Source organism: Aminiphilus sp. (assembly GCF_029975095.1).
Lineage (GTDB): Bacteria > Synergistota > Synergistia > Synergistales > Aminiphilaceae > Aminiphilus.
In genome coordinates, this window is the sequence record NZ_JARKPW010000031.1 from 1 (window position 1) to 23,327 (window position 23,327).

Here is a 23,327-nt window from a genome sequence, read left to right on the forward strand (position 1 = left end):
GCACGCCATGGGTCCGAACGTGGCGGGCGTGATCGGGACCGCCGTGGCGGCGGGAGCCATGCTGACGCTGCTCACGCAGTGACGGAGAGTTCTGCGGTTTCGCAGGAATCACGATGAAGGGGGCTTCCCGTGCGGGAGGCCCCCTTCGTCGTGCGATGAGGTTCTTGTCGCGGGGGCGCCTCGTGCCCGAATCCTCCGCCGCACTGTTGCAATCACAAAGCGTCCGGATCGGAAATCACGTTGCGTCCTCTCTGCAGGAAATTCGACATCGCTGCGGGAGACGGTGCACGTTGCGATGTTTTTCTGCGAATCCATTCCCGTAAGTGGTTTTTTTGTTTCTTGGGAAGTTCTGATCAAGTAGAAATCGCCCTCCCTCAATCTCGGTCGCATCGCGTTTTTCAGAGACCGGCGCGGCATTTTTCAGAGGTTCTCTTCATCTTTCGAAGAGGATGTTCGGAACTTGTTGTCGGTGGTTGCATCGAAGGAGCGGTTTGGCATTCCTCCGCTCGATGGTATGCTGTTCCGGGAAGGAGGGGGTGTGTCATGCGATCCGTAGCTGTCTCTGCCGTGACCGACCTCGTGGAAAAACTTCTGCTTGAGGCGAATTACGGGATTCCCCGGAATGTGGCCCTGGCTTTGGAGAGAGGCCGTGTCGAGGAAACGTCCACCCTTGGAAAGGCTGTACTGGAGGACATCCTCGAAAACCACCGTATCGCTGCGGAGGAGCGCGTGCCTGTGTGCCAGGACTGTGGCCTCGCGGTGCTTTTCTGTGACGTGGGGCAGGACGTGCATTTCGAGGGCGGCAGTTTCGAGGATGCCCTGCACGAGGGTGTCCGTAGGGCCTACACGGAGGGATTCCTCCGGAAGTCTGTCGTGACCGACCCATTGTTCCGGAGGAAAAACACCGGGGACAACACGCCGGCGGTGGTGCACCTGCGCCTTGTCGCGGGAGAGGAGGTTCATATCTCCGTGGCCCCCAAAGGAATGGGCAGCGAAAACATGAGCGCTTTGCGCATGATGAAGCCCGCCGACGGTGTCGAAGGTGTGGTGGAGTTCGTGGTGGAGACGGTGCGCAAAGCAGGACCGAACCCCTGTCCGCCCGTCGTGATCGGCGTCGGTATCGGAGGTAATTTCGAGACGGCGCCTCTCGCGGCGAAACGCGCTCTTTTGCGGCCCCTCGGAATGCCCCATCCCGATGAGGAGTACGCGGTTCTCGAAAGACGTCTCCTTGTTGCCGTGAATGCCCTGGGCATCGGCCCCGGAGGATACGGAGGGCGCGTCACCTGTCTCGGCGTCGCCGCGGAATGGCTGCCCACCCACATCGCAGGCCTCCCGGTGGCGGTGAACCTCTGTTGCCACGCCCTCCGTCACGCCGAGGGCATTCTGTAAGGAGGCGAGGACCATGCATTCAAGCGAACCGCGCTCCATCGTAACGCCTTTGGACGAGGCGGCGCTTTCGTCTCTTCGGGCAGGAGATCTGGTTCTTTTGAGCGGCTCCGTCCATACGGCCCGCGATGCGGCGCATCGACGCATGGCGGAATGCCTCGAAAAGAGAATGGCGCTTCCCCTCTCCCTTTCCGGCCAGGTGATCTACTATGCCGGACCGGCTCCGGCAAAGCCCGGACACGTGATCGGCCCCATCGGTCCGACCACGAGCACGCGCATGGATCCTTATACCCCGCTTCTTCTGGCCCAGGGGCTTAAGGGCATGATCGGCAAAGGACGAAGGTCCCCCGAGGTGATACGTGCCATTCGGGAACATGGCGCCGTCTATCTCGGTGCCACCGGCGGCGCGGCGGCACTTCTCGCCCGATGCGTCCGGTCTGTACGGACCGTGGCTTATGAAGACCTGGGGCCCGAGGCGATCCGGGAACTTGTTGTAGAAGACCTTCCTCTCGTGGTAGTGGTGGATTCCCACGGGACCGATCTCTACGAGATCGGCCCCGCCGCCTTCGCCCGACGGGAAGGCGACTCCTGACTTTTTTCGGGCGTCGTATGTCCGGTAGCGAGGAGCGGTTCTTTTCCCGCCGCATCTTTCGCAGTCTGGGGAACAGAGGGAAGGGGCTTCGTCGTCCTCTGAAGATCCGGACGAAGATCATTCTCATGGGACTCGCGTTCTTCGGCGCGAGCCTCGCCGTGGTCGGTTTCGTGACGAGCCGGAAGATCGTGGCCCAGTTCGAGACCCGCCTCGGCGAAAACGCCATGAATGTGGCGCTCTCGGTTTCGGAGGTCCCCGATATTCAGCGCTCTCTGGGCCAACCTGGAGGCGAGCGGGTGATTCAGCCCATTGCAGAGCGGATCCGGCGGAAAACCGGTGCGGAGTACATCGTTCTCTTCGACATGCGAGGGGTCAGATACTCCCACCCCGTGGAGGAGCGCATCGGGAAAACCTTCGTGGGGGGCGACGAGGGGCTCGTCTTTCGCGGAGAAACCTATGTGTCCAAGGCGGTGGGAACGCTTGGGCCGTCCATGCGGGCCTTCGTTCCCGTCTATTTCGAGGGAAACCAAGTGGGCGCCGTCGCCGTGGGTATTCTTCTGGCGGAAGTACGCAAACAGATGGGGGCGCTCAATCATTTTCTCCAGGTTGCGCTGCTTCTCGGCCTTGGAGTGGGGTTTCTGGGTGCGACCGTCCTTGCCTGGGACATAAAGCGAGCCATGGGTGGTCTGGAGCCCCACGAAATCGCACGGGTCGTCCAGGAACTGGACAGTGTCATCGAAGCCGTCCCGGAGGGAATCGTCGCCGTCGATGCGGAAGGACGAATCCGACTCATGAACAGGAGGGCGGAGGATCTGCTTCGGGTCGAGGGTGATCCCGTAGGGCGCAGTGTGGAGGAAGTGATTCCCGCCACGCGTCTTCCCGCAGTGCTCGCCTCGGGCGAGAGCGAACTGGACCAGGAGCAGAATCTTCTGGGATCGCGCATTCTCACGAACCGGATTCCCGTGAAGGTGAAGGGGCGCGTCGTCGGTGCCATCGCGAGCTTTCGGGACATGACCCAGGTTCTTTCCATGGCGGAGGAACTCACGGGGGTCAAACGCTACGTGGAGGCTCTGCGGGTGCAGAACCACGAATTTCTCAACAAGCTCCAGGCCATATCGGGCCTTGTCCAGCTCGGTGAATACGCGAGAGCGGTGGAGTTCATCTCCGGTATCGTCGAAACCCAGCGCTCCCTCATGTCCTTTATCGCCCGGCGCATCAAGAATCCTTCCTTGGGGGGACTCCTGCTCGGAAAGTCCGGTCGCTGCAAAGAATTGAACATCTCCTTCTCTCTCGATCCGGACAGTTTCTGCGGCCCTGTGGAGGATCTCGACAGCCAGGCTCTCGTTCTGGTCGTGGGCAATCTCCTGGAAAATGCGATGGAGGCGGTTCAGCAGGAAGCTCCGGAGCGAAGAGTCGTGGAGATTTCCCTTTTCGACGAATCCGGAGGAATTCTCGTGAGTGTTCGCGATTCGGGAAGGGGCATTCCTGCGGCGTTGACGGAGCGGATTTTCGAGAAGGGGTTTTCCAGCAAAGGGCCTCAGCGGGGATATGGCCTCTTCAACGTGAAGAATACCGTGGATGCCTGCGGAGGTGATGTGAGCGTGCACGCCCGCCCCGGAGGCGGAACGGAGTTTCTCGTGCGTATTCCCCATGGAACGGGGAATGGCGATCCCCGAGGAGCGTGACGGAGTTTCCGGTCCCTCTGCGGAAGGAGGAGAGGACGGTGCGGGACATTACCGTGTTCATTGTCGAGGACGATCCCATGGTTCTCGACATTCATCGACGTTTTCTTCTCTCCGTTCCGGGGTTCCGCGTGGTGGGAACCGCCGGAAACGGTGCCCGTGCGCTCGATTTTCTGTCCAGGACGGCGGTGGATCTGGTCATCCTGGACATCTTCATGCCCGAGATGGACGGGCTCGAAGTCGTGGAGAGGCTCCGTGCCGTCAGGAAAAGTGTGGACGTGATCATCATTTCCGCAGCGCACGAGGCGGGAGTCATCAAGGATGTGGTTCGTTCGGGCGTGTTCGATTATCTCGTCAAACCCTTCACTTTCGAACGTTTCCGGGCCGCCCTCGATGCCTACCGGGACCTCATGCGCCGCGTTCAGAACGGCCAGGGCGAGTTCAGCCAGGAGGACATCGACGGCTTCTTTCTCATCCGGAACCGCAAGAACATCCGCGCCACCCTTCCCAAAGGGCTCAACGCGAACATGCTCGGCAGAATCGAGGAATTGCTGCGGAATGCCGATGCTCCCCTTTCCGCCGACGAAGCCGCCACTGGAGCAGGCATTTCAAGGGTTACGGCCCGACGCTACCTGGAGCATCTCGTCGCCACCGGAAAGGCCGAGATGGAGCGCTGTTACGGAGAGGTGGGACGTCCTTTGAACAAATACCGCCTTCTTCCCTGACGGCGGTGGCAATGCATTCCACTGTGAAGTATCCGCATTGCCGAGTTTGCTTCCGAAAGGCGCCGTCCCTTTTTGTTTGGTTTCGTTCATAGAGAATCTTCCGAAAAAACGTTCCACTCCAAAGGATTTCTCTTCCTCTCCCTTCGCATTCCGTGAACAAAAATATTCTTTTGGTCGAGAAAAAAACGAAACTCTTGTTCAAAAAAGGTGAATGGAGCACACTCACTGTGTTCCTCCAGGGCTGCATCGTCTTCATGGGGAGGCAGCGGAAGAGGGGGAGCAAAAAAGGAGGAACCTCCGGTTTTTTCGAAAACGGAGGAAAACAAAGGAGGGTGTGTGGCATGCGAAAAGGAACCGTGTGGGCATCTTTGATTCTGGCGTTCATCGTTGTCGTCACAGGAACGGCCTTTGCCGATCCGGAGTTCGTGTTCAAGCTGGGGCACATTGCGGATCCCGAGAATCCTTATGCGCAGGGAGCGCAGAAATTTGCGGATCTTGTGAAGGAGAAGACCGGGGGCAAGGTGGAGATTCAGGTGTTTCCGAGCAGCCAGCTCGGCAATCAGCGCGATCTCATCGAGGGAACACAGTTCGGCACCATTGATTTCACCCTCACCAGTACGGCGGTGTTGGGAAATTTCCTTCCCGAAGTGGCGGTCTTCGATCTTCCTTTTATCTTCCGGGACGTGCAACATGCCTACAAGGCTCTGGACTCGGTGGGCATGGAGATCGGCGCGAAACTCGAGGGCAAGGGAATGAAAGTCCTCGCCTACATGGAGAACGGCGTGCGACACATGACGAACAGCAAACATCCCATTCGGGTTCCCGAGGACATGAAGGGACTCAAGATTCGTGTCATGGAGCAACCGATCTACATTGAGATGATGAAAGCTCTTGGTGCGAATCCCACGCCGATGGCGTTCGGGGAGCTGTTCACCGCGCTGCAGCAGGGTGTCGTGGACGGCCAGGAAAATCCTGCGGCGCACATCTACACCGCCCGGTTCTTCGAGGTGCAGAAGTATATCTCCCTCACGGGGCACACCTATTCGGCGGAACCTGTCCTGGTGAGTCTCAAGGCTTGGAAGAAACTCTCTCCGGAGTTGCAGGAGAAGGTTCTCGAGGCCGCCGTGGAAGCTCGGGACTGGCAGCGCAACCTCTGCCGGGAGCTGGAGGACGGCTATTGGCAGAAGATCCGGGAAAGCGGAAAGAGCGAGATCAACGACGACGTGGACAAGAAAGCCTTTGCCGAGGCGACGCGGGGTGTCTGGGCGAAGTTCGAGGACAAAGTGGGCAAGGAGAATATTGAAAAGACCGTGAACGTCCAGTAGACGGCTGGTCGGCATTCATCTTTTCGGTGGTGTGGTGCGCCGGAAAGACATTGTCCGGGTCGGAGAGGAGTGACGTTTTTCGTCCCTCCTCTCCGCGGAATCGGGGGGATCTGCTTGAAAAAAGTGCTCGATATGGCCGATCTGGTCCTTCAGAGAATCATCATCGTCACCATGGGTTTCATGCTCTTCTTCACCTTCGCCCAGGTGGTGGCTCGCTATGCCCTGCACAGTTCCCTCACCTATTCGGAGGAGCTGTCCCGGTACCTCTTCGTCTGGACGGTCTTCCTGGGGCTTCCCGTGGTTGCCCGTCGGGGAGGGCACATGGCGGTGCTCGCCGTAAGCAGCAGGCTTCGCGGAGGTGCGGCGAAAGTCTGCTCTATTCTTGCCTACGCGATCAGCATTGTTTTCATGATCATCATGATCGTTCAGGGGGCGGGCATGGTGCTGCGCACCTTCGAACAGCTCTCTCCCGCCATGGAGATTCCCATGGCCTACATCTATCTGGCCATTCCGGCGGGGTGTTTTTTCATGCTCTGCCGGCTCCTGGTGGATCTGTACGCCTTTCTCACGAAGGGAGGGGACACGGCATGATCCTCTGGGTCGTCTTCGGCGGGTTCCTCCTCGTGCTGGCCACGGGGGCCCCCATCGGCATCGCTCTCGGTGCCTCCGCGGCAGTGGCGCTCTACGCGATCATGGATATTCCTCTCATTGTCGTGGCACAGCGCATGTTCACCTCCGTGGATTCCTTTTCCTTCATCGCCGTGCCCTTCTTCATGCTCGCCGGGGCGTTCATGTCCCACGGAGGCGTGACGCGACGGCTGCTCAGTTTTGCCCATTCCCTCGTGGGGGCCCTCGCGGGAGGTCTTGCCCTCGTAGTGGGCGTGGCGGGCATGTTTTTCGCCGCGATCTCGGGGTCGTCCGCGGCGACCACGGCCGCCATCGGCACGGCCATGATCGACGAGATGGAGAAGCGGGGATATCACAAGGACTTCGCTGCAGCGGTGGTGGCTGCGGGAGGCACCGTGGGCATCGTCATTCCTCCGAGCATCACCATGGTCGTCTACGGTGCCATCGCATCCGTCTCCATCGGGGACATGTTTCTCGGAGGATTTCTTCCCGGAGCGCTCATGGGCCTCTCCATGTGTCTGGTGAGCTATTTCATCGCGAAGAAGCGAGGGTACGAGGGGGTCGGCTCCCTCGCTTTCAGCAACATCGTCCGTTCCTTCCGGGAGTGTTTCTGGGCGCTGCTTATGCCGGTGATCATCATCGGCGGTATCTACGGCGGCATCTTTACCCCCACGGAGGCGGCGGCGGTGGCGGCGGTATACGGCCTCTTCATCGGCCTCTTCGTCTACCGGGAACTGCGGATCTCCGATCTTCCCAAGGTCTTGCTCGATGCAGCGGTGAGTACCACCATGATCATGTTCGTCGTGGGCGGCGCCAACCTCTTCGGCTGGATTCTCACCAACGCCCAGGTGCCGCACAGACTCGGGCTGTATTTCACCACGCTCACTTCAAATCCCCTTGTCTTTCTCATGCTGGTGAACGTGCTGCTTCTCTTTGTGGGAACCCTGATCAACGCCTCTGCGGCGGTGGTGATTCTCACGCCCATTCTGCTTCCCGTGGCACTGTCCATGGGCATCGATCCGCTCTTCTTCGGCGTCATGACGGTGGTGAACCTCGCCATCGGCTGCATCACTCCTCCGGTCGGGTTGGATCTCTTCGTGGTCTCGGCAATCACCAAGATTCCCATAGAGAAAGTCACGAGGGAAGTGATGCCCTACCTGGGAGTTCTCCTTCTGGATCTTCTGCTCATCACCTACTTCCAGGATATAATTCTGGTCATCCCCAGAACGTTCGGCGGGTAATCGGACGCTGGACGATGCCGGGAGAAAACGTTTTCCCGGAGGTGTCGTCTTGGAAGATCGGCACGGTGGCGGTGAAGTGACGTTGCATTTTCCCGGAGGGTGGTGGAAGGTGGAGGAGGCGCGTGTGACGGTTTCAGGTCCTCTTTGCCTGAGAGACATTCTTGCACAGGTGGGAGTCTCCGCTTCTCTTCCGGGGGTCGCGTTGCGCGGGGGATGTCTGATTGGTTCGGACGATCCGGTGTTTCCCTTTGATGTCGTGACGCTTCTTCCACCCCTCGGAGGTGGATGAGTTCTCCCCGCAGAAAGCGTTTTTTCAGAAACCACTGTTCCGGTAATCTTGAGTGGCGGGAGCCGCAGCTTGCGGGTACAATCTCGGAAACGAAAGGTCTCCCGCCTCTCCGCCGAGGGGCGGCGCGGGGAGCCGGAACGGAAGGGAGAGACGGAAACATGGACATGAGCTGGCTCTTCTGGTTTTTTCTCCTCGGGAGTTTCCTCACGCCCCTGTTCCAGCAGAAGCTTCTGGAGGGACAACGTCGTTCCGTCATCGTCCGCATGGAACGCAAACGGAAGAGCAGGGTGGTCACCCTCATTCATCGCCAGGAGACGGTCTCTTTTCTGGGAATCCCCGTGTCGCGCTATATCGACATCGACGACTCGGAGGAGATTCTTCGTGCCATTCGTCTCACGCCGCCGGACATGCCCCTCGACTTGATCGTCCATTCCCCGGGCGGGCTCGTCCTCGCGGCGGAACAGATCGCCTGCGCCCTCATCCGCCACAAGGCTCCCGTGTCCGTCTTCGTGCCCCATTACGCCATGTCCGGCGGCACGCTGGTGGCGCTCGCGGCGGATCACATCGTGATGGATCCCAATGCCGTGCTTGGCCCGGTGGATCCGCAGTTGGGGCAGATGCCCGCGGCGTCTCTGCTGAAGGTGCTCGAACAGAAGGACCACAACGACATCGACGATCAGACTCTGGTGCTGGCCGATGTGGCCCGGAAGGCGCTTCGTCAGGTTCGGGAACTGGTGGTGACCATCACCACCGCCAACGGCATGCCCAGGGAGCGGGCTGAAGCGTTGGCGGATCTCCTGAGCCAGGGCACGTGGACCCACGATTACCCCATTTCGGCGGAGGAGGCCCGGGAACTGGGATTTCCCGTGGAGACGGACATGCCCGAGGAAGTCTACGCCCTCATGATGCTCTATCCGCAGCACGGGCGCGGGCGCCCTTCGGTGAACTACATTCCTCTTCCCTACGAAATGCCCAAGAGAGGCAAGGGAGCTCTCGGAGGATTCCTTTCCGCGTGGAGGGGAGGAGGGGACGAGGAGTGATCCCCCTTGGCGACGATGTCCCGGGAGAACGCTTTCCCTTTGTCACCTACCTGCTCATCGGGGTGAATGTCCTCGTTTTTCTTTACGAAGCGGTGCTGCCCCGTCAGGAACTGCTGGCGCTGACGAACACCTTCGGCATGGTTCCCGTCCGTCTCGCCCTGTGGCGGGAGAACCCCATGGAACTGCTCACGCTCTTCACGTCCATGTACCTCCACGGAGGATGGTTGCATCTCCTGGGCAACATGCTCTACCTCTGGATCTTCGGCAACAACGTGGAGGACCGGACGGGGCACGGAGGGTTTTTTCTCTTCTACACACTCTGCGGTGTCGTGGCGGCACTCGTGGAGGCGCTGATCGGCCCGGGGCAGACCGTTCCCATGATCGGTGCCAGCGGTGCCGTGGCGGGAGTCCTCGGGGCTTATGTTCTCCTCTTTCCGAGAGCCAGGGTGTTCGTTCTCGTGCCGTTGTTCTTCTTTTTCTTCACCATGCGCGTTCCCGCGGTGCTCATGCTCGGGTTCTGGTTTGTTCTTCAGCTCATCGGGGGCACGGCCGGGCTGGGTGTTCCCATGCAGTCGGGAGGCGTCGCCTACTGGGCGCACGTGGGAGGATTTCTCGCGGGGATGCTGCTGCTGCCGCTCTTTCTCCGGGACAGGAGCAAGCCTCTGCGCTATGTCTACGAGTGCAGGGGAAGGGAGTGCGGGCGTTTTCCCTGGAGGACCCGCTGAGGCGGGAGAATGCAGGGCACTTTCCCGCCCGAGTATCGTCGGTTTACGGGAGGATTCGGAAGAACATCCGCAAAGGAGGTTGGAACGATGGAACCCATCCGGAACATCGGCATTCTCACCGCCGGAGGCGATTGCGGCGGACTCAACGCGGTGGTGCGGGCCGCGGCGAAGATCGCGGTGGCCCGGAACATTGGTGCCTACATCATTCCCAGCGGCTATGCGGGACTCTACAACCTCGTGGACTATGACGAACTGGTCCGCCTGGACGACGAGCGCATCGACCATGTGCACTCGTCCTTCGCGGGGTCCGAAGCGGGGCATTCCCGGGTGAAGATCTCGAAAATCAAGAATCCGGACAAATACCGGCGTATTCTCGAAGGATTGAGAAAATTCGATATCGGCGGGCTCGTCATCTCCGGCGGCGACGACACGGGAAGCGTCATGGTGGACCTCACGGAAAACGGTATCCCCTGTGTGCACGCACCGAAGACCATGGACCTGGACCTCCATACCTATTCCGTCGGAGGCGATTCGGCCATCAACAAGATCGCCCATTTCGTGAACGAGATCCAGACCACGGGAAAGACGCATAACCGCATCATGGTCGTGGAGGTCTTCGGTCGGTATACGGGGCATACGGCCTTTCGCGGCGGCGTGGCCTCCGACGCGGACTGCATTCTCATTCCGGAGATTCCCGTCGACTTCGACGTGGTCTACGACCACATGAAGCGGCACTATATGCGGCGTATTCTCCGGAGCGATCTGCGCTCCGGAACCTATACCATCGTCGTCGCCGAGGGCATCCGGGACGAAAAGGGACATCTCTTCGCCGACGACTCCGCTTCCCTGGATTCCTTCGGCCACGTCAAGCTCGCGGGGGCCGGGCGCTACGTCCGGCAATGTCTCGAAGAACGGCTGCGCCGGGACGAGGAGATCGAGCGGTTTCTGAAACGGGTCGGCATGTACGTTCCGGACGTCTTCACCAGCCCGGAGGTCCGGGAGGTCGTGCCGGGGCATCTCGTCCGCTCCGGTTCCACCTTCGCCTACGACGTGAACTTCGGCAAGGAGGCCGGTGCCGCAGCGGTCCTCCTTCTTCTGCAGGGGCTCTCGGGAGTGACGGTGCTCTCGGTCAACGGCGGCGAAATCCGCTACATTTCCACGAAGGAGGCGATTCGCCGCCGCGAGGTGGATCTCCGCATCGTCTCTTTCTACGAGCAGATGGACATCTGTTTCGGAAGGGTTCCTGTTCCCTGCGCCCCTCTTTTCGCGGAGGGACCGGGTGTGCAGGATCGCGTGTACTGATACGGAGACAGTGCTTCCGAGTCTCTCATTTCGATGTCGAGGAGTTGAAGGACGTGGAGAAGAAAATGGACGTGTTTGAAAAGGCGTTGGCGCTGCACAGAGAGCATCGGGGCAAGATCGACGTGAATCCCCGCATTCCCGTGGACGGCATGGAAAAACTCTCTTTGGTCTACACGCCGGGTGTTGCCGAGCCTTGTCGGGAAATCGTGCGCAATCCCGATGCCATCTACGAGGTGACCTCGAAAAACAACATGGTTGCGGTGGTCACCGACGGCACCGCCGTGCTCGGGCTCGGCGACATCGGCCCCAACGCGGGGCTTCCCGTCATGGAGGGGAAGTGCTGCCTTTTCAAACGCTTCGCAGGCATCGATGCGTTTCCCATCTGCATCGATTCCAAGGACCCCGATGTGATCATCGAGACCACGGCGCTCATCTCCTCCAGTTTCGGAGGCATCAACCTGGAGGACATTTCCGCCCCCCGCTGTTTCGAGATCGAGACGCGACTTCAGGAGCGCCTGGACATTCCCGTGTTTCACGACGACCAGCACGGGACCGCCGTCATCGCCCTCGCGGGCCTCTGGAACGCCCTCAAGATCGTGGGCAAGACAATGGGCGAGTGCCGCATGGTCCTGTCAGGGGCCGGGGCTGCCGGGGTGGCCATCGCCAAGTTTCTTCTCTCCGCGGGAGCCAAGAATCTCATCCTCTGCGACCGCGTCGGAGCCCTCTATCCGGGGCGTCCCCAGGGAATGAACTCCGCGAAGGAGGCCCTTGCGGCCATCACGAATCCGGAGAAGGTAGAGGGAAGTCTTGCGGACGCTCTCAAGGGTTCGGATGTCTTTCTCGGCATCTCCGGTCCAGGGCTCGTGACGGGAGAGATGGTGCGTACCATGAACAGAAACGCCATTCTCTTCGCCATGGCGAATCCCGTGCCGGAGATCTACCCCGACGAAGCGAAGGCTGCCGGGGCGGCGGTGGTGGCCACCGGTCGGAGCGATTATCCGAACCAGATCAACAATTGCCTCGGATTCCCCGGAATTTTCCGAGGGGCGTTGGACGTGCGGGCAAGAGTTGTGAACGAGGCGATGAAGCTCGCCGCCTCGGAGGCCCTTGCTTCTCTCGTGAGCGAGGAAGAACTGCGGCCCGAGTACATCATTCCCGACGCCTTCGATCCGCGGGTGGTTTCGGAAATGGCTGCCCGTGTGGGAGAGGCGGCGCGAAGGACCGGTGTGGCCCGGCTCTGAGTCGCCGTCGAGTGTTCCCGAGTGAAGTGAAAGGAGCGATGCCTCATGCCCGCGGCGGAGCACGAACGAACGAGTGCAATCCGGCTGTTCCTCTCCCTTCCTTCTTGCCGGATCGAGAGAGAAGAACTCTCCCCGAGAGAGGTTCGGACCTGGGGCGGCATGAAGGGGCTGGCGCTTCCCGTCCTGTTGGAACGCGTCTCCTCCGAGACGGATCCCCTGGGGCCGGAGAATCCTCTCGTCTTTGCCGCAGGCCTGCTGAACGGACTCGCCTTTTCCGGGGTCTGTCGTTACGGCGTCTATGCCCGGAGTCCTCTTACGGGCGCGTACGGAGAGAGCGAGGCCGGCGGGTATTTCGGCCCCGCTCTCCGCGCGCAGGGTGTGGATGCTCTGGTCGTGGAAGGGGTCTCGGAACGTCCCGTCTACCTGTGGGTGGAAAACGGAACCGTTGCGGTGCGTGACGCGGAAGATCTCTGGGGGTTGGGAACAAAGGCGGCTCTGGAAAAACTGCAGGAGCGGCACGGGAGGATCACCGCGGCGCTCATCGGTCCCGCGGGAGAACGATGCGTCCGTTACGCCTGCATCGTGAACGACCTTCGGCACGCGAACGGGCGGTGCGGTCTGGGTGCGGTCATGGGATCCAAACGCATCAAGGCCGTGGTCTGTCCCGCGCCGAAACCGGAAACTCCCGTAGACAGAGAAATGCTCAGAAAATGCCATGATCTGTTCAAGGACTGGCAGGAAAATCCTCTCGCTTCCGGGCTCCGGGAGTTCGGCACGCCCGGCGGCGTGGTCGGGCTCAATACGCTGGGCATTCTTCCCACCCGGAACTTTCGCAGCGGAACCTTCGAGGCTGCGACGGAAATAGGAGGGCAGGTCTACAATGAACGGTTTCTCCAGGATCGTGGGTCCTGTTTTGCCTGCAGCATCCGCTGCAAACGCGTCACAGGGGGAGGGCGTTACGACGCGGATCCCACCTTCGGCGGACCCGAGTACGAAACCGTGGCTTCCTTCGGATCGCTCTGCGGCATCGAAAAACTCGATGCGGTGGTAAAAGCCCACGAACGGTGCAACGACCTCGGACTCGATACCATCTCTGCAGGAATGACCATCGCCTGGCTCATGGAGTGCGTGGAAGAGGGTGTTCTTTCCCCCTCCGAGGCGGGAGTTTGTGGATTCGGCGACGAGGAGGGCATGCTTCGTCTCCTCTCCCGCATTGCTGCCCGGGAGGGGATCGGAGATCTCCTCGCCGAGGGGTCGAAACGGGCGTCGGAACGTCTTGGAGGAGAAAGCGGTTCCTTTGTCCTCACCGTGAAGGGGCAGGAACTGCCCATGCACGATCCGAGAGGGAAGGTCGGGGTCGCCCTGGGGTATGCCTGTGCCGCAGGCGGCGCCGACCACATGCAGTTCGCCCACGACACGCTCTTCGTCAATCCCGAGGGATTCCCCCTCAAATCCGTAGCCTGCCTGGGCGTGCTCGATCCCATGGACCCCTTGGCCTTCGATCCGGCGAAGATCGTCGCCGACGCGTATCTATGGTCTTTCTGGAGTGCGCTGAATCACCTGGGCGGATGCTTCTTCGTCTTCGCTCCGAGAAGTCATTTTCCCATCCAGGCGCTTCCCGACCTCGTGAGAGCGGGAACGGGGTGGGACACGTCCCTTTGGGAACTGCTCAAGATAGGAGAACGGGGCATTACGGCAACGCGCCTTCTCAACCTGAGACTCGGTTTCTCCGACGAGGATGACATGCTCCCTCCCCGTCTCTTCGACCCTTTGCCCGAGGGAGCGCTTGCGGGAAAGACGATTTCGAGGGAGGCGTTTCTGCAGGCGCGTACCCTGCTGTACGGCATCATGGGATGGGACGAAAGGGGAGTTCCTCTACCCGGGAAAGTGGAGGAACTGGGGCTTTCCCGCTGGGCTCTCGGGCACGAAAAGCCCGAGAGAACGCGGATGTCCTGAAGCGGCGCAGCGTCGACGCGGAACTTGGCTCGGGCAAGAGAACCCGGATTTTCCGGGAAGATTTTCCCGTAGCCGGCAAAGTGGGAATACGCCATTTTTCGGGGTTGAGGGAATCCTTTCAGTGGTACGATGCACGCATCTCCGGGTGAGAGAACCATGGAGAGGCCGGAGACGGAGCATGTGTCCGGTAGGGAATGGAGGAACAAGCATGAACGGTGGTACAAAACGGAACGTGGGACTTGCGGTTTTTCTTCTTGCGGCGGTATTTCTCGGAGCATTGCCTTCGTTTGCCTACACACCGCTTTTCCGGACGAGCCCGGATGTGGCGTACATGAAGCTCTGGAATCTCCCGGAGAACGCCGGCGCGAGAAAAGACGCGCTTCGGGCCTATTTCCGGACGGTGAACAAGGACATGAGCGAGAAACGTGCGGCGAACTACGCCGAGTACGTGGAGGCGGCGGCACAGCAGTTTCAGGTGGACCCCTTCCTTATCGCCTCCCTGATGATCGCCCAGTCCAATCTCGTCTGGACCGCGAAAACCCGGAGCGAATACGGGCTCATGATGATCAACTGGGACGACAACCGCAAATGGATCTATCGGGAATATCCCAACGTGAAGAACCTTCGCATTCTCTTCAAGCCCGTCATCAACATTCGCGTGGGCACGCACATCCTGAAGGATAATCTCGCCAAGAGCACCCACGATTACGACGAGACAGTGGAGCGGTATTACAGCAAGCACAGTCTCACCTTCAGGGAAGAGGTCTTCAAGAACTACACGAATCTTGTGGCTCTCTACAAGGAAAAACTCGCGGAGAAAAAATAGCGGCGTGGGTTGTCTTCCCAAAGAGAAAGGATCTACAGGGACGACGGGAGCTCTTCCTGTCGTCCCTGTTGTTTTCGCGTCGGATGTGTGACAAGCACGCTGGGGTATCCTCCGCTCGAAGGCGGACAGGTCGTACCCTGCAAGAGTTCCCGAGAAAGCGAAGCAGCAGGGCCAAGATGGGATCCCTTCTCCGGGATCGAGTTGCCTTGCCGTCTTTTCCGTGATGTGTTGCGTGCTGTACTTGCACCCTTAAATTTCGTCAAGTAAAATGAGAACACGGCAATTTTGAGCATTGAAGACAGGGGATCCCCAGGTCGATCCGTTGCCGGAGGAGGGAGCGGAATGCGAAGGGTCGTTCCGATATGGTCCGTGTTCGCCGCTCTCCTCGTGTCGTTGTTCTTTTCCGCCGTTCTTTTCGCCGCTTCCGAGGAGGAAATCCTCGTCGGCGGAGACCATGATTTCCCCCCTTATGAATTCCTCGACGAAAAGGGGCGTCCTGCGGGGTTCAACGTTGATCTGCTGCATGCTCTGGCGGAAGCGATGGGATTGCGCGTTCGCATTGTTCTCGGCCCTTGGAGCGATGTCCGTACTGCCCTGGAGGAAGGCAGGATCCAGATGCTGATGGGCATGTTCCGCACGGAAGCACGCCGTCGTCTTGTGGAGTTCTCGCCTCCTCACACGCTCGTTTCTCACAGCATTTTCGTAAGGCGAAGCACGCCGGTTTCCTCTCTGGATGACCTTCGCGGAAAATCGATTCTTGTTCAGAGAGGCGATGTCATGCACGACTTCGCTGCCGAGTACGGCCTTTTCGGCCGAATCGTTCCCGTGGAGACCCCGGCGGAGGCGCTGCGCCTCCTTGCAAGTGAAGTGCACGATGCGGCGTTGCTCGGTACCTATCAAGGTCACTACCTTCTCAAGCGGCACCACATCGACAACGTCACGTCCGTGGGAGAGCCTCTTGTGCCTCTGGAGTATTGCTTCGCCGTGCGAAAGAACGACGCGAGGCTTTTGGCGCTTCTCACGGAGGGTATGGATATTCTGCGATCCACCGGGCGCTACGGTCAGATTCACGATGCGTGGTTCGGCGTTGTGCGGGGAACCCGGAGTGACGTGGAGCGCGTTCTTTTCTGGAGTGCACTCGTGGTTCTCCTGGCAATTGGGGGATGGTGGTTCCATGTGCTGCGGCGACGAGCACGTCGTCATGCCCGAGCGCTCGAAGAATCCCTTCTGGAGCGGGAGCGTTCTCTCGTTGCGTTGTCCGAGAGCGAGGCACGCTACGGGGATCTCGTGCAGAGCATCCCCGGTGCCGTGTATCGAAGCCGTCTCGATGTCTTCTGCAGCAAACTCTTCATCGGAAGCGCCGTGACGGAGATCACCGGATACGCGGTGGAACGTTTTCTCGACGACGGTGATCTCTCCATTCCGGACATCATGATTGCCGAGGACCGCCAGGCTTTTCTTCAATGGCTCGTTGACGGCGAGAGAGAGGACCGCTATTCCCGGGAATACCGCATTGTCCATAGGGATGGAGGCATCCGCTGGATTCTCGATCGGGGACGGATTCTTCGCGACGGAGAGGGTGTGCCCCGCTGGATGGAGGGTGTTCTCTTCGACATCACCGAGCTCAAGCGGGCTATGGAAAATCTGGAGGAAGCGCTTCGACGGCGGAACGAGCTGGAGACGATCATCGGACGCAGCCCCGTGGTGGCAATTCTCTGGAGAGTCGGACCGGAGTGGCCGGTGGAGTATATCTCGGAAAATGTTCGTCAGTTCGGCTATGCTCCGGAAGAATTCCTGGGAGGAGCGCTTTCCTACTGGGCACTGATCCACCCGGAAGACCGGGTCGATGTGCTCCGGGAAACCGCGAACCACGTGGAGGAAGGACATAGAGAGTATATCCGGGAGTATCGTTTTTTCACGAAGAGCGGAGATGTCCGTTGGATCGAAGAGCGTACGTGGGTCCGTTCAGGAGCGGATGGAACGCCGAGCCATCTCCAGGGGATTCTCCTGGACGTGACGGATCGTCGAAAGGCACTGGAGGAACTCGAATATCTTTCTCTTCACGACATGCTCACCGGCCTGTACAACCGGGCTTATTTCGAGGAGGAAATGCGCCGGCTCGATGCCGGGCGGTTCGATCCCCTTGGTATTGTTGTTTTCGACGTGGATTGTCTCAAACTCGTGAACGACACGCTCGGACACGCCGAGGGAGACCGCCTCCTCCGAAGATGCGCGGAATTGCTTCGGAATACTTTTCGCAGATCCGATGTCGTTGCCCGCATCGGCGGCGACGAATTCGCGGTGCTCCTGCCGGGATGTGACGAGCGGATCGTCAAGGAACGTTCGGATTTGCTTCTCCGCGCGGTGGAGACGAGCAACGGCGAAGGGACTCTTTACCTCAGCCTTTCCATGGGGTATGCGGTGCGTTTTGGAGGGCGGGGTTCCGTGTGGTCTTTCTTCCGGGAGGCCGATGACGCCATGTATCGGCATAAACGCTCCCGCTCCGGTATGGTTCGCCCCATTATTCTCGCGCATCTGGAAAACAGGATGGGCGAAGGTATCTCCGTTTGTCGTGATGGAGATGGCGCAAGGGATGCGTCTCATTCGTCCATGTCGGCGGACCCCCAATGACGGAGATGTTTGGTCCGGCCTTGCGTGAATCGGGTGAGGAAGTTGACGCTACTCTGCTTTCTTTGTATGCTTTATTGGACACCACACACATGGGGAGGGGATTGTATGCGTAAGAAGGCTTTGTGGAGTGCGCTCTGTGCGGTTCTGTGTCTGGGGCTCCTGGTAAGCGGTGCGTTTGCGGCGACGTTTCTGAACATCGGTACCGGAACCACCGGCGGCACCTACTATCCCGTGGGAGCTGCACTGGCAAAAATCTGGAGCGACACGATTCCCGACGTGAAGGCCAGCGCCCAATCCACGGGAGGCACGGTGAACAACATTCAGCTCATGGCCGACGGAGAAGCGGAGATGGGCTTTATGGACGGTCTCTACTACCATGCCTATATGGGGCAGGGAAAGTACGAGGGTAATCCGCAGAAAGATCTCCGCGCCATGCTTCCCCTCTATCCCGAGCCCATTCACCTCCTCGTCGCCAAAGGGAGCGGCATCAAATCCATTGCGGACTTTAAAGGGAAGCGCGTTTCCATCGGTGCCGTGGCGAGCGGCACTGAGGTGACTGCCCGGGAGCTGCTGAAGGCTGCGGGAATCGACCCCGACAAGGACATCACTCCGGAAAACCTCGGGCTTTCCGATACGGCCGCGGCGTTCGGCGACAAGCGCATTGATTGCGGCATCGTCGTGGGATCCCTCGGCATCGCCGGTGTAGTGGAAGTCACCACCCTGGATATCGTGGAATTCATTGATCTCTCCGACGAAGTACTCGACAAGGTCATGGAGCAGACTCCCTACTGGGTTCCCTTCACGATTCCCGCGAACTTCTACAAGAATCAGACCGCGCCCGTGAAGACCTATGCAAGCTGGAACATCATCGCCGTGAAGGACAGCGTCGATGCCGACTTGGTCTATCAGCTCACCAAGAACGCCTTTGACAAGAAAGCGGACGTGGTGGCGGTGAACTCCAAGATGGAGACGATGCTCCCCGAGAACGCCAAGCTCTTCAAGATCCCCATGCATCCCGGTGCCGAAAAGTACTACAAGGAAGTGGGCGTCATTCAGTAATATCCGCGCGGGACAACACGCAGCGGCGGGGCGCTTCGCCGCCCCGCCTTTTTCATGTTCAGGGGAGTGATGCAGCACAATGTCGAATAACGAGAAAGACGTGGAGAAACTCTCCATCGGTGACGTTCCTGCAGCCGAGTCTCTCGCAGAGGAGCAGGTGCAGCGCCTGGTGGAGAAGTACGACACGGAGAGCCGTTACCGGAGGCTGACGGGATGGCAGGGATATGTGGTTTCCGCCTGGTGTATCGCCATGTCCCTGTTTCACATGTATACGGCAGGGATCGGCCTTCTTCCCACGGCGATCCAGCGGGCGGTGCACCTGACCTTTGCGCTCGCGGCGGTGTTTTTGCTCTATCCCGCGTCCCCGAAGCTGAATCGTACGAAAATTCCCTGGTATGACTGGATGCTGGCGGCGCTTGCCGTGGTCGGTACCGGGTACATCGTCTTCTTCTTCAACGAGATCGCCCGGAGAGGGGCGCGTCCGCTTTCCTCGGACGTCGTCCTCGGTGTGCTCACCATGGTGCTGGTCCTTGAGGCGGGGCGGCGCATCGTGGGTAAAGTTCTTCCCACGCTCTCCTTTCTCTTCCTCCTCTATTGCGCCTTCGGGCGGTATGCGCCGGGAATGTTCATGCACCGAGGCTACTCGCTTTCCCGCATCATCCAGCACATGTACCTCACCCCGGAGGGACTCTTCGGTGTGGCCCTGGGTGTGTCCGCCACGTTCGTTTTCATGTTCATCCTTTTCGGGGCGTTTCTTTCCCGGAGCGGGGGGGCACGCTTCTTCAACGAACTTTCCCTGGCCGTGGCCGGACACAGCCCGGGCGGGCCTGCGAAGGTGGCCATCGTCGCTTCGGGGCTTCTCGGGACGATCAACGGTTCTTCCGTAGCCAACGTGGCCACCACGGGGGCCTTCACGATTCCTCTGATGAAACGCGTGGGATATCTTCCCGAGTATGCGGGAGCCGTCGAGGCCTGTGCCTCCACGGGGGGGCAGCTCATGCCCCCCATCATGGGGGCGGGGGCCTTTATCATGAGCGAATTCCTCGGCATCTCCTATCTTCGGATCGCGGCGGCGGCCATCATTCCCGCGATCCTCTATTACGGGGCGCTCTTCGTGAACGTGCACATCCGTGCCCGGCGACGGGGGCTCAAGGGGCTCGATCGCTCCGAACTGCCCCGGGTGGGTGAGGTCTTCCGCAGGGACGGGCATCTCCTGATCCCCCTCGCGGTGATCATCACCATGCTGCTCCAGAAATACACACCCCTTGCCGCCGCCTACTGGGGAATCATCTCTGTGGTGGTGGTGAGCATGTTCCGGGCGCACACGCGCCTGGGTATCAGGGAGATCCTCGCCGCCCTCGACGAGGGTGCCCGGGGAGCTCTCGGCGTGGCCATCGCCTGCGCTCTCGTGGGATTCGTGGTGGGCACGTCGTCCCTCACGTCCCTGGGGCTCACCATCTCGAACAACATCATCGACGTGGCGGGGGGACGGCTTTTGCCCACCCTGGTGCTCGCCATGGTGGCCTGCCTCGTGCTGGGAATGGGGCTTCCCACCACCGCCAACTACATCGTCACGAGCACCATCATCGCTCCCGCGCTGATCAAACTCGGTGTCCTGCCCCTGGCGGCCCACCTCTTCGTGTTCTACTTCGGCATCATGGCGGATCTCACGCCTCCCGTCTGCCTCGCCGCCTTCACCGGAGCGGGCATTGCCGGTGCAGACCCGACGCGCACCGGTATCCACGCGACGCGCATGGTCATCGTGGCCTACCTGTTGCCCTACACGTTCATCTACACGCCCATGATTCTTCTTCAGCAGCCCGAGCCGTTCCATCTGGCGATTCTCGTCGTGGCCTCCCTCCTCGGCGTGGTGGCCTTGGCGGCGGGAGGGCAGGGATGGATGTTCCGCAATCTCGGAGTACCCTCCCGGGCCATCGCAATTCTGGCGGGGGTCGCGGCGTTTCTCCCCGGAACAGTGACAAAGGTTGCGGTCATCGCGACACTCTTTGCGTTCTTCCTCGTTCAGCGTTTCATGGCGGGAAAGGAAACAGTTCCCCTCGGGGCGTAAACCGAGAGGCAGCCTTACGAGGGTGGTGTCTTCTCCGGGCAATCCGGAGGAGTGTGGCTTCCAGACGAAGCGGAGGCGCCGGAAACTCTCGGCGCCTCCGCTTCGTTCGTTCGGATCGGAGAAAATGCTGGTATGATGGAAAGAGAGTGGTTGTGTCCGAAAGGGAAAAACGTCAGTTCGGGACAATGAGGATATGGCAAGGTGTTTCTTCAATGAGTGCTTTGGCGACGCTTCCCACCAGCACTTCCCAGAGTTCGCCGTGTTGGGAGACTCCCAGGATGAGCAGAGACGGCTCCAGCTGCTGCAGTGCTGCAGGGAGTTCCTCCTCGGGATAGCCGCTCACGAGGCGGGCGCGGACTTCTTTTACCAGGGGAGTCAGTGCATCCGAAACGGTCTGGAGTGCCGCATCTGCGGCCTGCACGAGAAGATCCGCGTTGCCGGGGTCATCGAGAGGGACGGCGTGAAGGAGCGTCACGGAGGCGTTTCTCCCCTCGAGGAATGCCCGTGCCGCTTCGAGAAGATGTTCGGTTCTCTCTTCGAAAAGCCCCACGGCGATAACCACGTGCTCGAAAATGTCTCTCTCGGGGAGCTCCTCTCCGTCGGCCTTGAGGATCAACTGTGGGATTGCCAGTTTGTGGACGAAGGCGAGGAGATCGTCGTCCGGTTCGGCGAGGAGAATCGCAAGCGTGCACTCCTCGTTCTGTGCGTATTCCGCGAGGGTTTCGAATTCTTCCCCCGCAAGAGCGACCGTGTCGTGGCGCAGATTGTAAGGCAGGAGGCTCTGCTCCATGACAGCGAGCCTGATCTCCGCTTCCCGGACGAGGTGCGGTGTGTTGTACCCGGCAGCGGGGTTCACCACGTGAGCGATGATAATTTCCGATTCTTTTTGTGTCACCTTGGCGGCGACCCAGGCGAGCCCTTTCTGGGAGAAGGGAGAAAGGTCCGAAGGGTAGAGGATTTTTCCGAGCATGACACACCTCCCGAGCGGTTTTGTCGCTTCAGAATTATGGAGAAAAGTATAGAATGTCTTCACTGTCGGTCAAGTAGGCAGTGGAGAGAATGTAGCGGAACAGGAACGGTGCGCTCCGGAGAAGGCAGGGGAGACCTTCATGGAGGCACGAGACCGTGTGGAAGTCGTTACAGCGAGGAGGGACGTCAGGGGTGAATCGGGAGGCAGTTTGGAAGATGCTTTGTGTTGTGCGGCGATTGGTGAATCACCTGCCTCACCGCACTGCTCTCCGGGTCGGTCAGATGCTGGGAACACTGCTGTGGATCTGGGACAAGAAGCGTGTGGACGGCGCGGAAGCTCGCTGCGTCCGGGCTCTGGGAGTGGGAATGCCCGAGGCACGGCATATCGTGCGGCGCTCCTATGGGAACATAGGACGCAGTGTCGTGGAGTTTATCCGGCTTCCTCAAATGAAAGGACAGGTGAAACGTTTCGTCACCGTTCATGGAGAAGAACATCTTCGAGACGCCCTCGCCCGGGGAAAGGGCGTCATTCTCCTCACGGCGCATTTCGGGAGCTGGGAGATGGCCGCCGCTTTGCTTGCGGAACGGGGATATCCCATGAACGCAATCGGTGCGGAACAGCGGGATCCCCGTATTTCCGACCTCATCGCCGAGCTGCGGCGCTCTTGCGGTGTCGTCACCATAGGTAAGGGATTCGATCTGAAAGAAGCTCTTCGTTGTCTGCGGAAAGGCGAAGTGCTCGCGGTACTTCTCGATCAGGATCCGAAGGACCGTGGACTCATTGTCCCTTTCCTTGGTCTTCCCGCAAGCACACCTTATGGTCCGGTCAAGATGGCGTACAAACTGGAAGCTTCCGTGGTGCCCGTGTTCATGGTTCGCAGGAAGGATGGAATCTTCCACGATCTTCATTTTCTCCCGCCACTGCAGGGCAAAGATGGCGCTCCCTTCGGGGAGGACGAGAAAGATGCGGCGTGGTGCAGTAACGATGTCCTCAGCGAATGGATCGTTTCCCATCCGGAACAGTGGATGTGGCTCTATCCCCGGTGGGCTTCCACGGAGGCCATGATCTCGTGTTAGCCGGTGTCGATCCGGGAAGGGAAAAATTCGGTTGGGTCCTTTCGGGGGAGGATGGAACGCTTCTTCTTGGAGGGATTGCCCCGATTTCGGCATTGTCGGTTTTTCTGGATGTTCTCCGGACGAGGCGATGGGGAGATTTGGAGCCATGGCGTACCGAGGGATGTGCGGAGAACGTGCCGGATGAGGAGGTACGGGTTCTTTTCCTCGGGAACGGAACCGGATCGGAATCAATGGAAAAGGTTCTCTCGGAAGGTGCGTTTGCCCTTCGTGTCGTGGAGGAGCGATACTCCACGCTCGATGCCCGCCGGCTCTACTGGGCGTTGCACCCTCCCAGGGGAATGCGGCGCCTGCTGCCCCTCTCGCTTCAGGTCCCACCTCGTTCCCTCGATGACCTTGCGGCCTGGAGTACCCTTCTTGCCGCACTGAGACCCGAGAAAAAAAGAAGTTTTCTTGGATCTCCAGAGGAGGACGGGTAGAATGATGTTGCGGGGATGACGGAAACGCTCACCTCCTGCCTGGAGAGTGGTGTGGATTTGAGGAAAAAACCTCGACTTCACCGGGAGGAC

20 protein-coding genes and 1 pseudogene are annotated in these 23,327 nt (G+C 59.9%); 20 read left to right on the forward strand and 1 reads right to left on the reverse strand.

The features are described from left to right. The 18 genes and pseudogenes from Q1K49_RS01985 to Q1K49_RS02070 form a co-directional block, all read left to right on the forward strand. Nucleotides 1-82, forward strand: a pseudogene (locus Q1K49_RS01985) (oxaloacetate decarboxylase); the annotation flags it as partial. Between the two features lie 461 nt (nucleotides 83-543). Then, on the forward strand, nucleotides 544-1,389 hold the full coding sequence (locus Q1K49_RS01990; protein WP_300522181.1) for a fumarate hydratase: 846 nt from the start codon (nucleotides 544-546) through the stop codon (nucleotides 1,387-1,389). 13 nt (nucleotides 1,390-1,402) lie between these two features. Then, nucleotides 1,403-1,978 (forward strand): Fe-S-containing hydro-lyase, encoded by a 576-nt coding sequence (locus tag Q1K49_RS01995; RefSeq protein WP_213693676.1) that lies wholly within the window; start codon nucleotides 1,403-1,405, stop codon nucleotides 1,976-1,978. Nucleotides 1,979-1,995: 17 nt separating this feature from the next. Beyond that, nucleotides 1,996-3,663 carry a sensor histidine kinase gene (locus Q1K49_RS02000; protein WP_300522186.1) on the forward strand — a complete coding sequence of 556 codons (1,668 nt, stop codon included), beginning with the start codon at nucleotides 1,996-1,998 and terminating at the stop codon, nucleotides 3,661-3,663. 38 nt (nucleotides 3,664-3,701) lie between these two features. Next, nucleotides 3,702-4,385, forward strand: coding sequence for a response regulator (locus Q1K49_RS02005; RefSeq protein ID WP_300522189.1), 684 nt, complete (start codon nucleotides 3,702-3,704; stop codon nucleotides 4,383-4,385). A 341-nt stretch (nucleotides 4,386-4,726) separates the two neighbouring features. Continuing rightward, nucleotides 4,727-5,710 (forward strand): DctP family TRAP transporter solute-binding subunit, encoded by a 984-nt coding sequence (locus Q1K49_RS02010; protein WP_300522192.1) that lies wholly within the window; start codon nucleotides 4,727-4,729, stop codon nucleotides 5,708-5,710. A gap of 123 nt (nucleotides 5,711-5,833) precedes the next feature. After that, a complete protein-coding gene (locus Q1K49_RS02015; protein ID WP_300522225.1) occupies nucleotides 5,834-6,301 on the forward strand; it encodes a TRAP transporter small permease in 468 nt (155 codons plus the stop codon). Next, nucleotides 6,298-7,578: a TRAP transporter large permease gene (locus Q1K49_RS02020; RefSeq protein WP_300522195.1), complete on the forward strand. Its 1,281-nt coding sequence runs from the start codon at nucleotides 6,298-6,300 to the stop codon at nucleotides 7,576-7,578. The genes Q1K49_RS02015 and Q1K49_RS02020 overlap by 4 nt, the downstream gene beginning before the upstream one ends. A gap of 49 nt (nucleotides 7,579-7,627) precedes the next feature. Then, the gene (locus tag Q1K49_RS02025; protein WP_300522198.1) at nucleotides 7,628-7,867 is read left to right on the forward strand and encodes a hypothetical protein; all 240 of its coding nucleotides are present in this window, start codon (nucleotides 7,628-7,630) and stop codon (nucleotides 7,865-7,867) included. A gap of 158 nt (nucleotides 7,868-8,025) precedes the next feature. Further along, entirely contained in the window at nucleotides 8,026-8,907 is an 882-nt protein-coding gene (locus Q1K49_RS02030; RefSeq protein WP_366146030.1) for a hypothetical protein, read from the forward strand. After that, complete coding sequence (locus Q1K49_RS02035; protein ID WP_300522201.1) at nucleotides 8,904-9,632, forward strand: rhomboid family intramembrane serine protease; 729 nt, start codon at nucleotides 8,904-8,906, stop codon at nucleotides 9,630-9,632. The genes Q1K49_RS02030 and Q1K49_RS02035 overlap by 4 nt, the downstream gene beginning before the upstream one ends. Nucleotides 9,633-9,719: 87 nt before the next feature. Beyond that, nucleotides 9,720-10,934 (forward strand): 6-phosphofructokinase, encoded by a 1,215-nt coding sequence (locus Q1K49_RS02040; RefSeq protein WP_300522204.1) that lies wholly within the window; start codon nucleotides 9,720-9,722, stop codon nucleotides 10,932-10,934. A gap of 65 nt (nucleotides 10,935-10,999) precedes the next feature. After that, nucleotides 11,000-12,175 carry a malic enzyme-like NAD(P)-binding protein gene (locus Q1K49_RS02045; protein WP_300522231.1) on the forward strand — a complete coding sequence of 392 codons (1,176 nt, stop codon included), beginning with the start codon at nucleotides 11,000-11,002 and terminating at the stop codon, nucleotides 12,173-12,175. Between the two features lie 45 nt (nucleotides 12,176-12,220). Further along, nucleotides 12,221-14,131, forward strand: coding sequence for an aldehyde ferredoxin oxidoreductase family protein (locus Q1K49_RS02050; protein ID WP_300522205.1), 1,911 nt, complete (start codon nucleotides 12,221-12,223; stop codon nucleotides 14,129-14,131). 208 nt (nucleotides 14,132-14,339) lie between these two features. Next, the gene (locus Q1K49_RS02055) at nucleotides 14,340-14,957 is read left to right on the forward strand and encodes a transglycosylase SLT domain-containing protein (RefSeq protein ID WP_300522208.1); all 618 of its coding nucleotides are present in this window, start codon (nucleotides 14,340-14,342) and stop codon (nucleotides 14,955-14,957) included. Between the two features lie 342 nt (nucleotides 14,958-15,299). After that, on the forward strand, nucleotides 15,300-17,588 hold the full coding sequence (locus Q1K49_RS02060; protein ID WP_300522210.1) for a transporter substrate-binding domain-containing protein: 2,289 nt from the start codon (nucleotides 15,300-15,302) through the stop codon (nucleotides 17,586-17,588). Between the two features lie 105 nt (nucleotides 17,589-17,693). Then, nucleotides 17,694-18,647, forward strand: coding sequence for a TAXI family TRAP transporter solute-binding subunit (locus Q1K49_RS02065; protein WP_300522212.1), 954 nt, complete (start codon nucleotides 17,694-17,696; stop codon nucleotides 18,645-18,647). A gap of 79 nt (nucleotides 18,648-18,726) precedes the next feature. Next, nucleotides 18,727-20,715: a TRAP transporter permease gene (locus Q1K49_RS02070; protein ID WP_300522213.1), complete on the forward strand. Its 1,989-nt coding sequence runs from the start codon at nucleotides 18,727-18,729 to the stop codon at nucleotides 20,713-20,715. Nucleotides 20,716-20,887: 172 nt separating this feature from the next. Here the strand turns inward: Q1K49_RS02070 and Q1K49_RS02075 are convergent, their stop codons facing one another. Continuing rightward, on the reverse strand, nucleotides 20,888-21,685 hold the full coding sequence (locus tag Q1K49_RS02075) for a universal stress protein (RefSeq protein WP_300522216.1): 798 nt from the start codon (nucleotides 21,683-21,685) through the stop codon (nucleotides 20,888-20,890). Between the two features lie 215 nt (nucleotides 21,686-21,900). Between Q1K49_RS02075 and Q1K49_RS02080 the strand changes: the two genes are divergently transcribed. Both Q1K49_RS02080 and Q1K49_RS02085 read left to right on the forward strand, forming a co-directional pair. Next, complete coding sequence (locus Q1K49_RS02080; protein WP_300522219.1) at nucleotides 21,901-22,761, forward strand: lysophospholipid acyltransferase family protein; 861 nt, start codon at nucleotides 21,901-21,903, stop codon at nucleotides 22,759-22,761. Further along, nucleotides 22,755-23,237: an endonuclease gene (locus Q1K49_RS02085; RefSeq protein ID WP_300522222.1), complete on the forward strand. Its 483-nt coding sequence runs from the start codon at nucleotides 22,755-22,757 to the stop codon at nucleotides 23,235-23,237. The genes Q1K49_RS02080 and Q1K49_RS02085 overlap by 7 nt, the downstream gene beginning before the upstream one ends. Nucleotides 23,238-23,327 lie beyond the last annotated feature (90 nt).

Coding starts and splice junctions, on each gene's coding strand:
- Q1K49_RS02000 (WP_300522186.1), top strand. CDS start 1,996: ATGTCCGGTAGCGAGGAGCGGTTCTTTTCCCGCCGCATCTTTCGCAGT.
- Q1K49_RS02010 (WP_300522192.1), top strand. CDS start 4,727: ATGCGAAAAGGAACCGTGTGGGCATCTTTGATTCTGGCGTTCATCGTT.
- Q1K49_RS02030 (WP_366146030.1), top strand. CDS start 8,026: ATGGACATGAGCTGGCTCTTCTGGTTTTTTCTCCTCGGGAGTTTCCTC.
- Q1K49_RS02040 (WP_300522204.1), top strand. CDS start 9,720: ATGGAACCCATCCGGAACATCGGCATTCTCACCGCCGGAGGCGATTGC.
- Q1K49_RS02055 (WP_300522208.1), top strand. CDS start 14,340: ATGAACGGTGGTACAAAACGGAACGTGGGACTTGCGGTTTTTCTTCTT.
- Q1K49_RS02050 (WP_300522205.1), top strand. CDS start 12,221: ATGCCCGCGGCGGAGCACGAACGAACGAGTGCAATCCGGCTGTTCCTC.
- Q1K49_RS02070 (WP_300522213.1), top strand. CDS start 18,727: ATGTCGAATAACGAGAAAGACGTGGAGAAACTCTCCATCGGTGACGTT.
- Q1K49_RS01990 (WP_300522181.1), top strand. CDS start 544: ATGCGATCCGTAGCTGTCTCTGCCGTGACCGACCTCGTGGAAAAACTT.
- Q1K49_RS02065 (WP_300522212.1), top strand. CDS start 17,694: ATGCGTAAGAAGGCTTTGTGGAGTGCGCTCTGTGCGGTTCTGTGTCTG.
- Q1K49_RS02020 (WP_300522195.1), top strand. CDS start 6,298: ATGATCCTCTGGGTCGTCTTCGGCGGGTTCCTCCTCGTGCTGGCCACG.
- Q1K49_RS02080 (WP_300522219.1), top strand. CDS start 21,901: ATGCTTTGTGTTGTGCGGCGATTGGTGAATCACCTGCCTCACCGCACT.
- Q1K49_RS02060 (WP_300522210.1), top strand. CDS start 15,300: ATGCGAAGGGTCGTTCCGATATGGTCCGTGTTCGCCGCTCTCCTCGTG.
- Q1K49_RS02075 (WP_300522216.1), bottom strand. CDS start 21,685: ATGCTCGGAAAAATCCTCTACCCTTCGGACCTTTCTCCCTTCTCCCAG.
- Q1K49_RS02045 (WP_300522231.1), top strand. CDS start 11,000: ATGGACGTGTTTGAAAAGGCGTTGGCGCTGCACAGAGAGCATCGGGGC.
- Q1K49_RS01995 (WP_213693676.1), top strand. CDS start 1,403: ATGCATTCAAGCGAACCGCGCTCCATCGTAACGCCTTTGGACGAGGCG.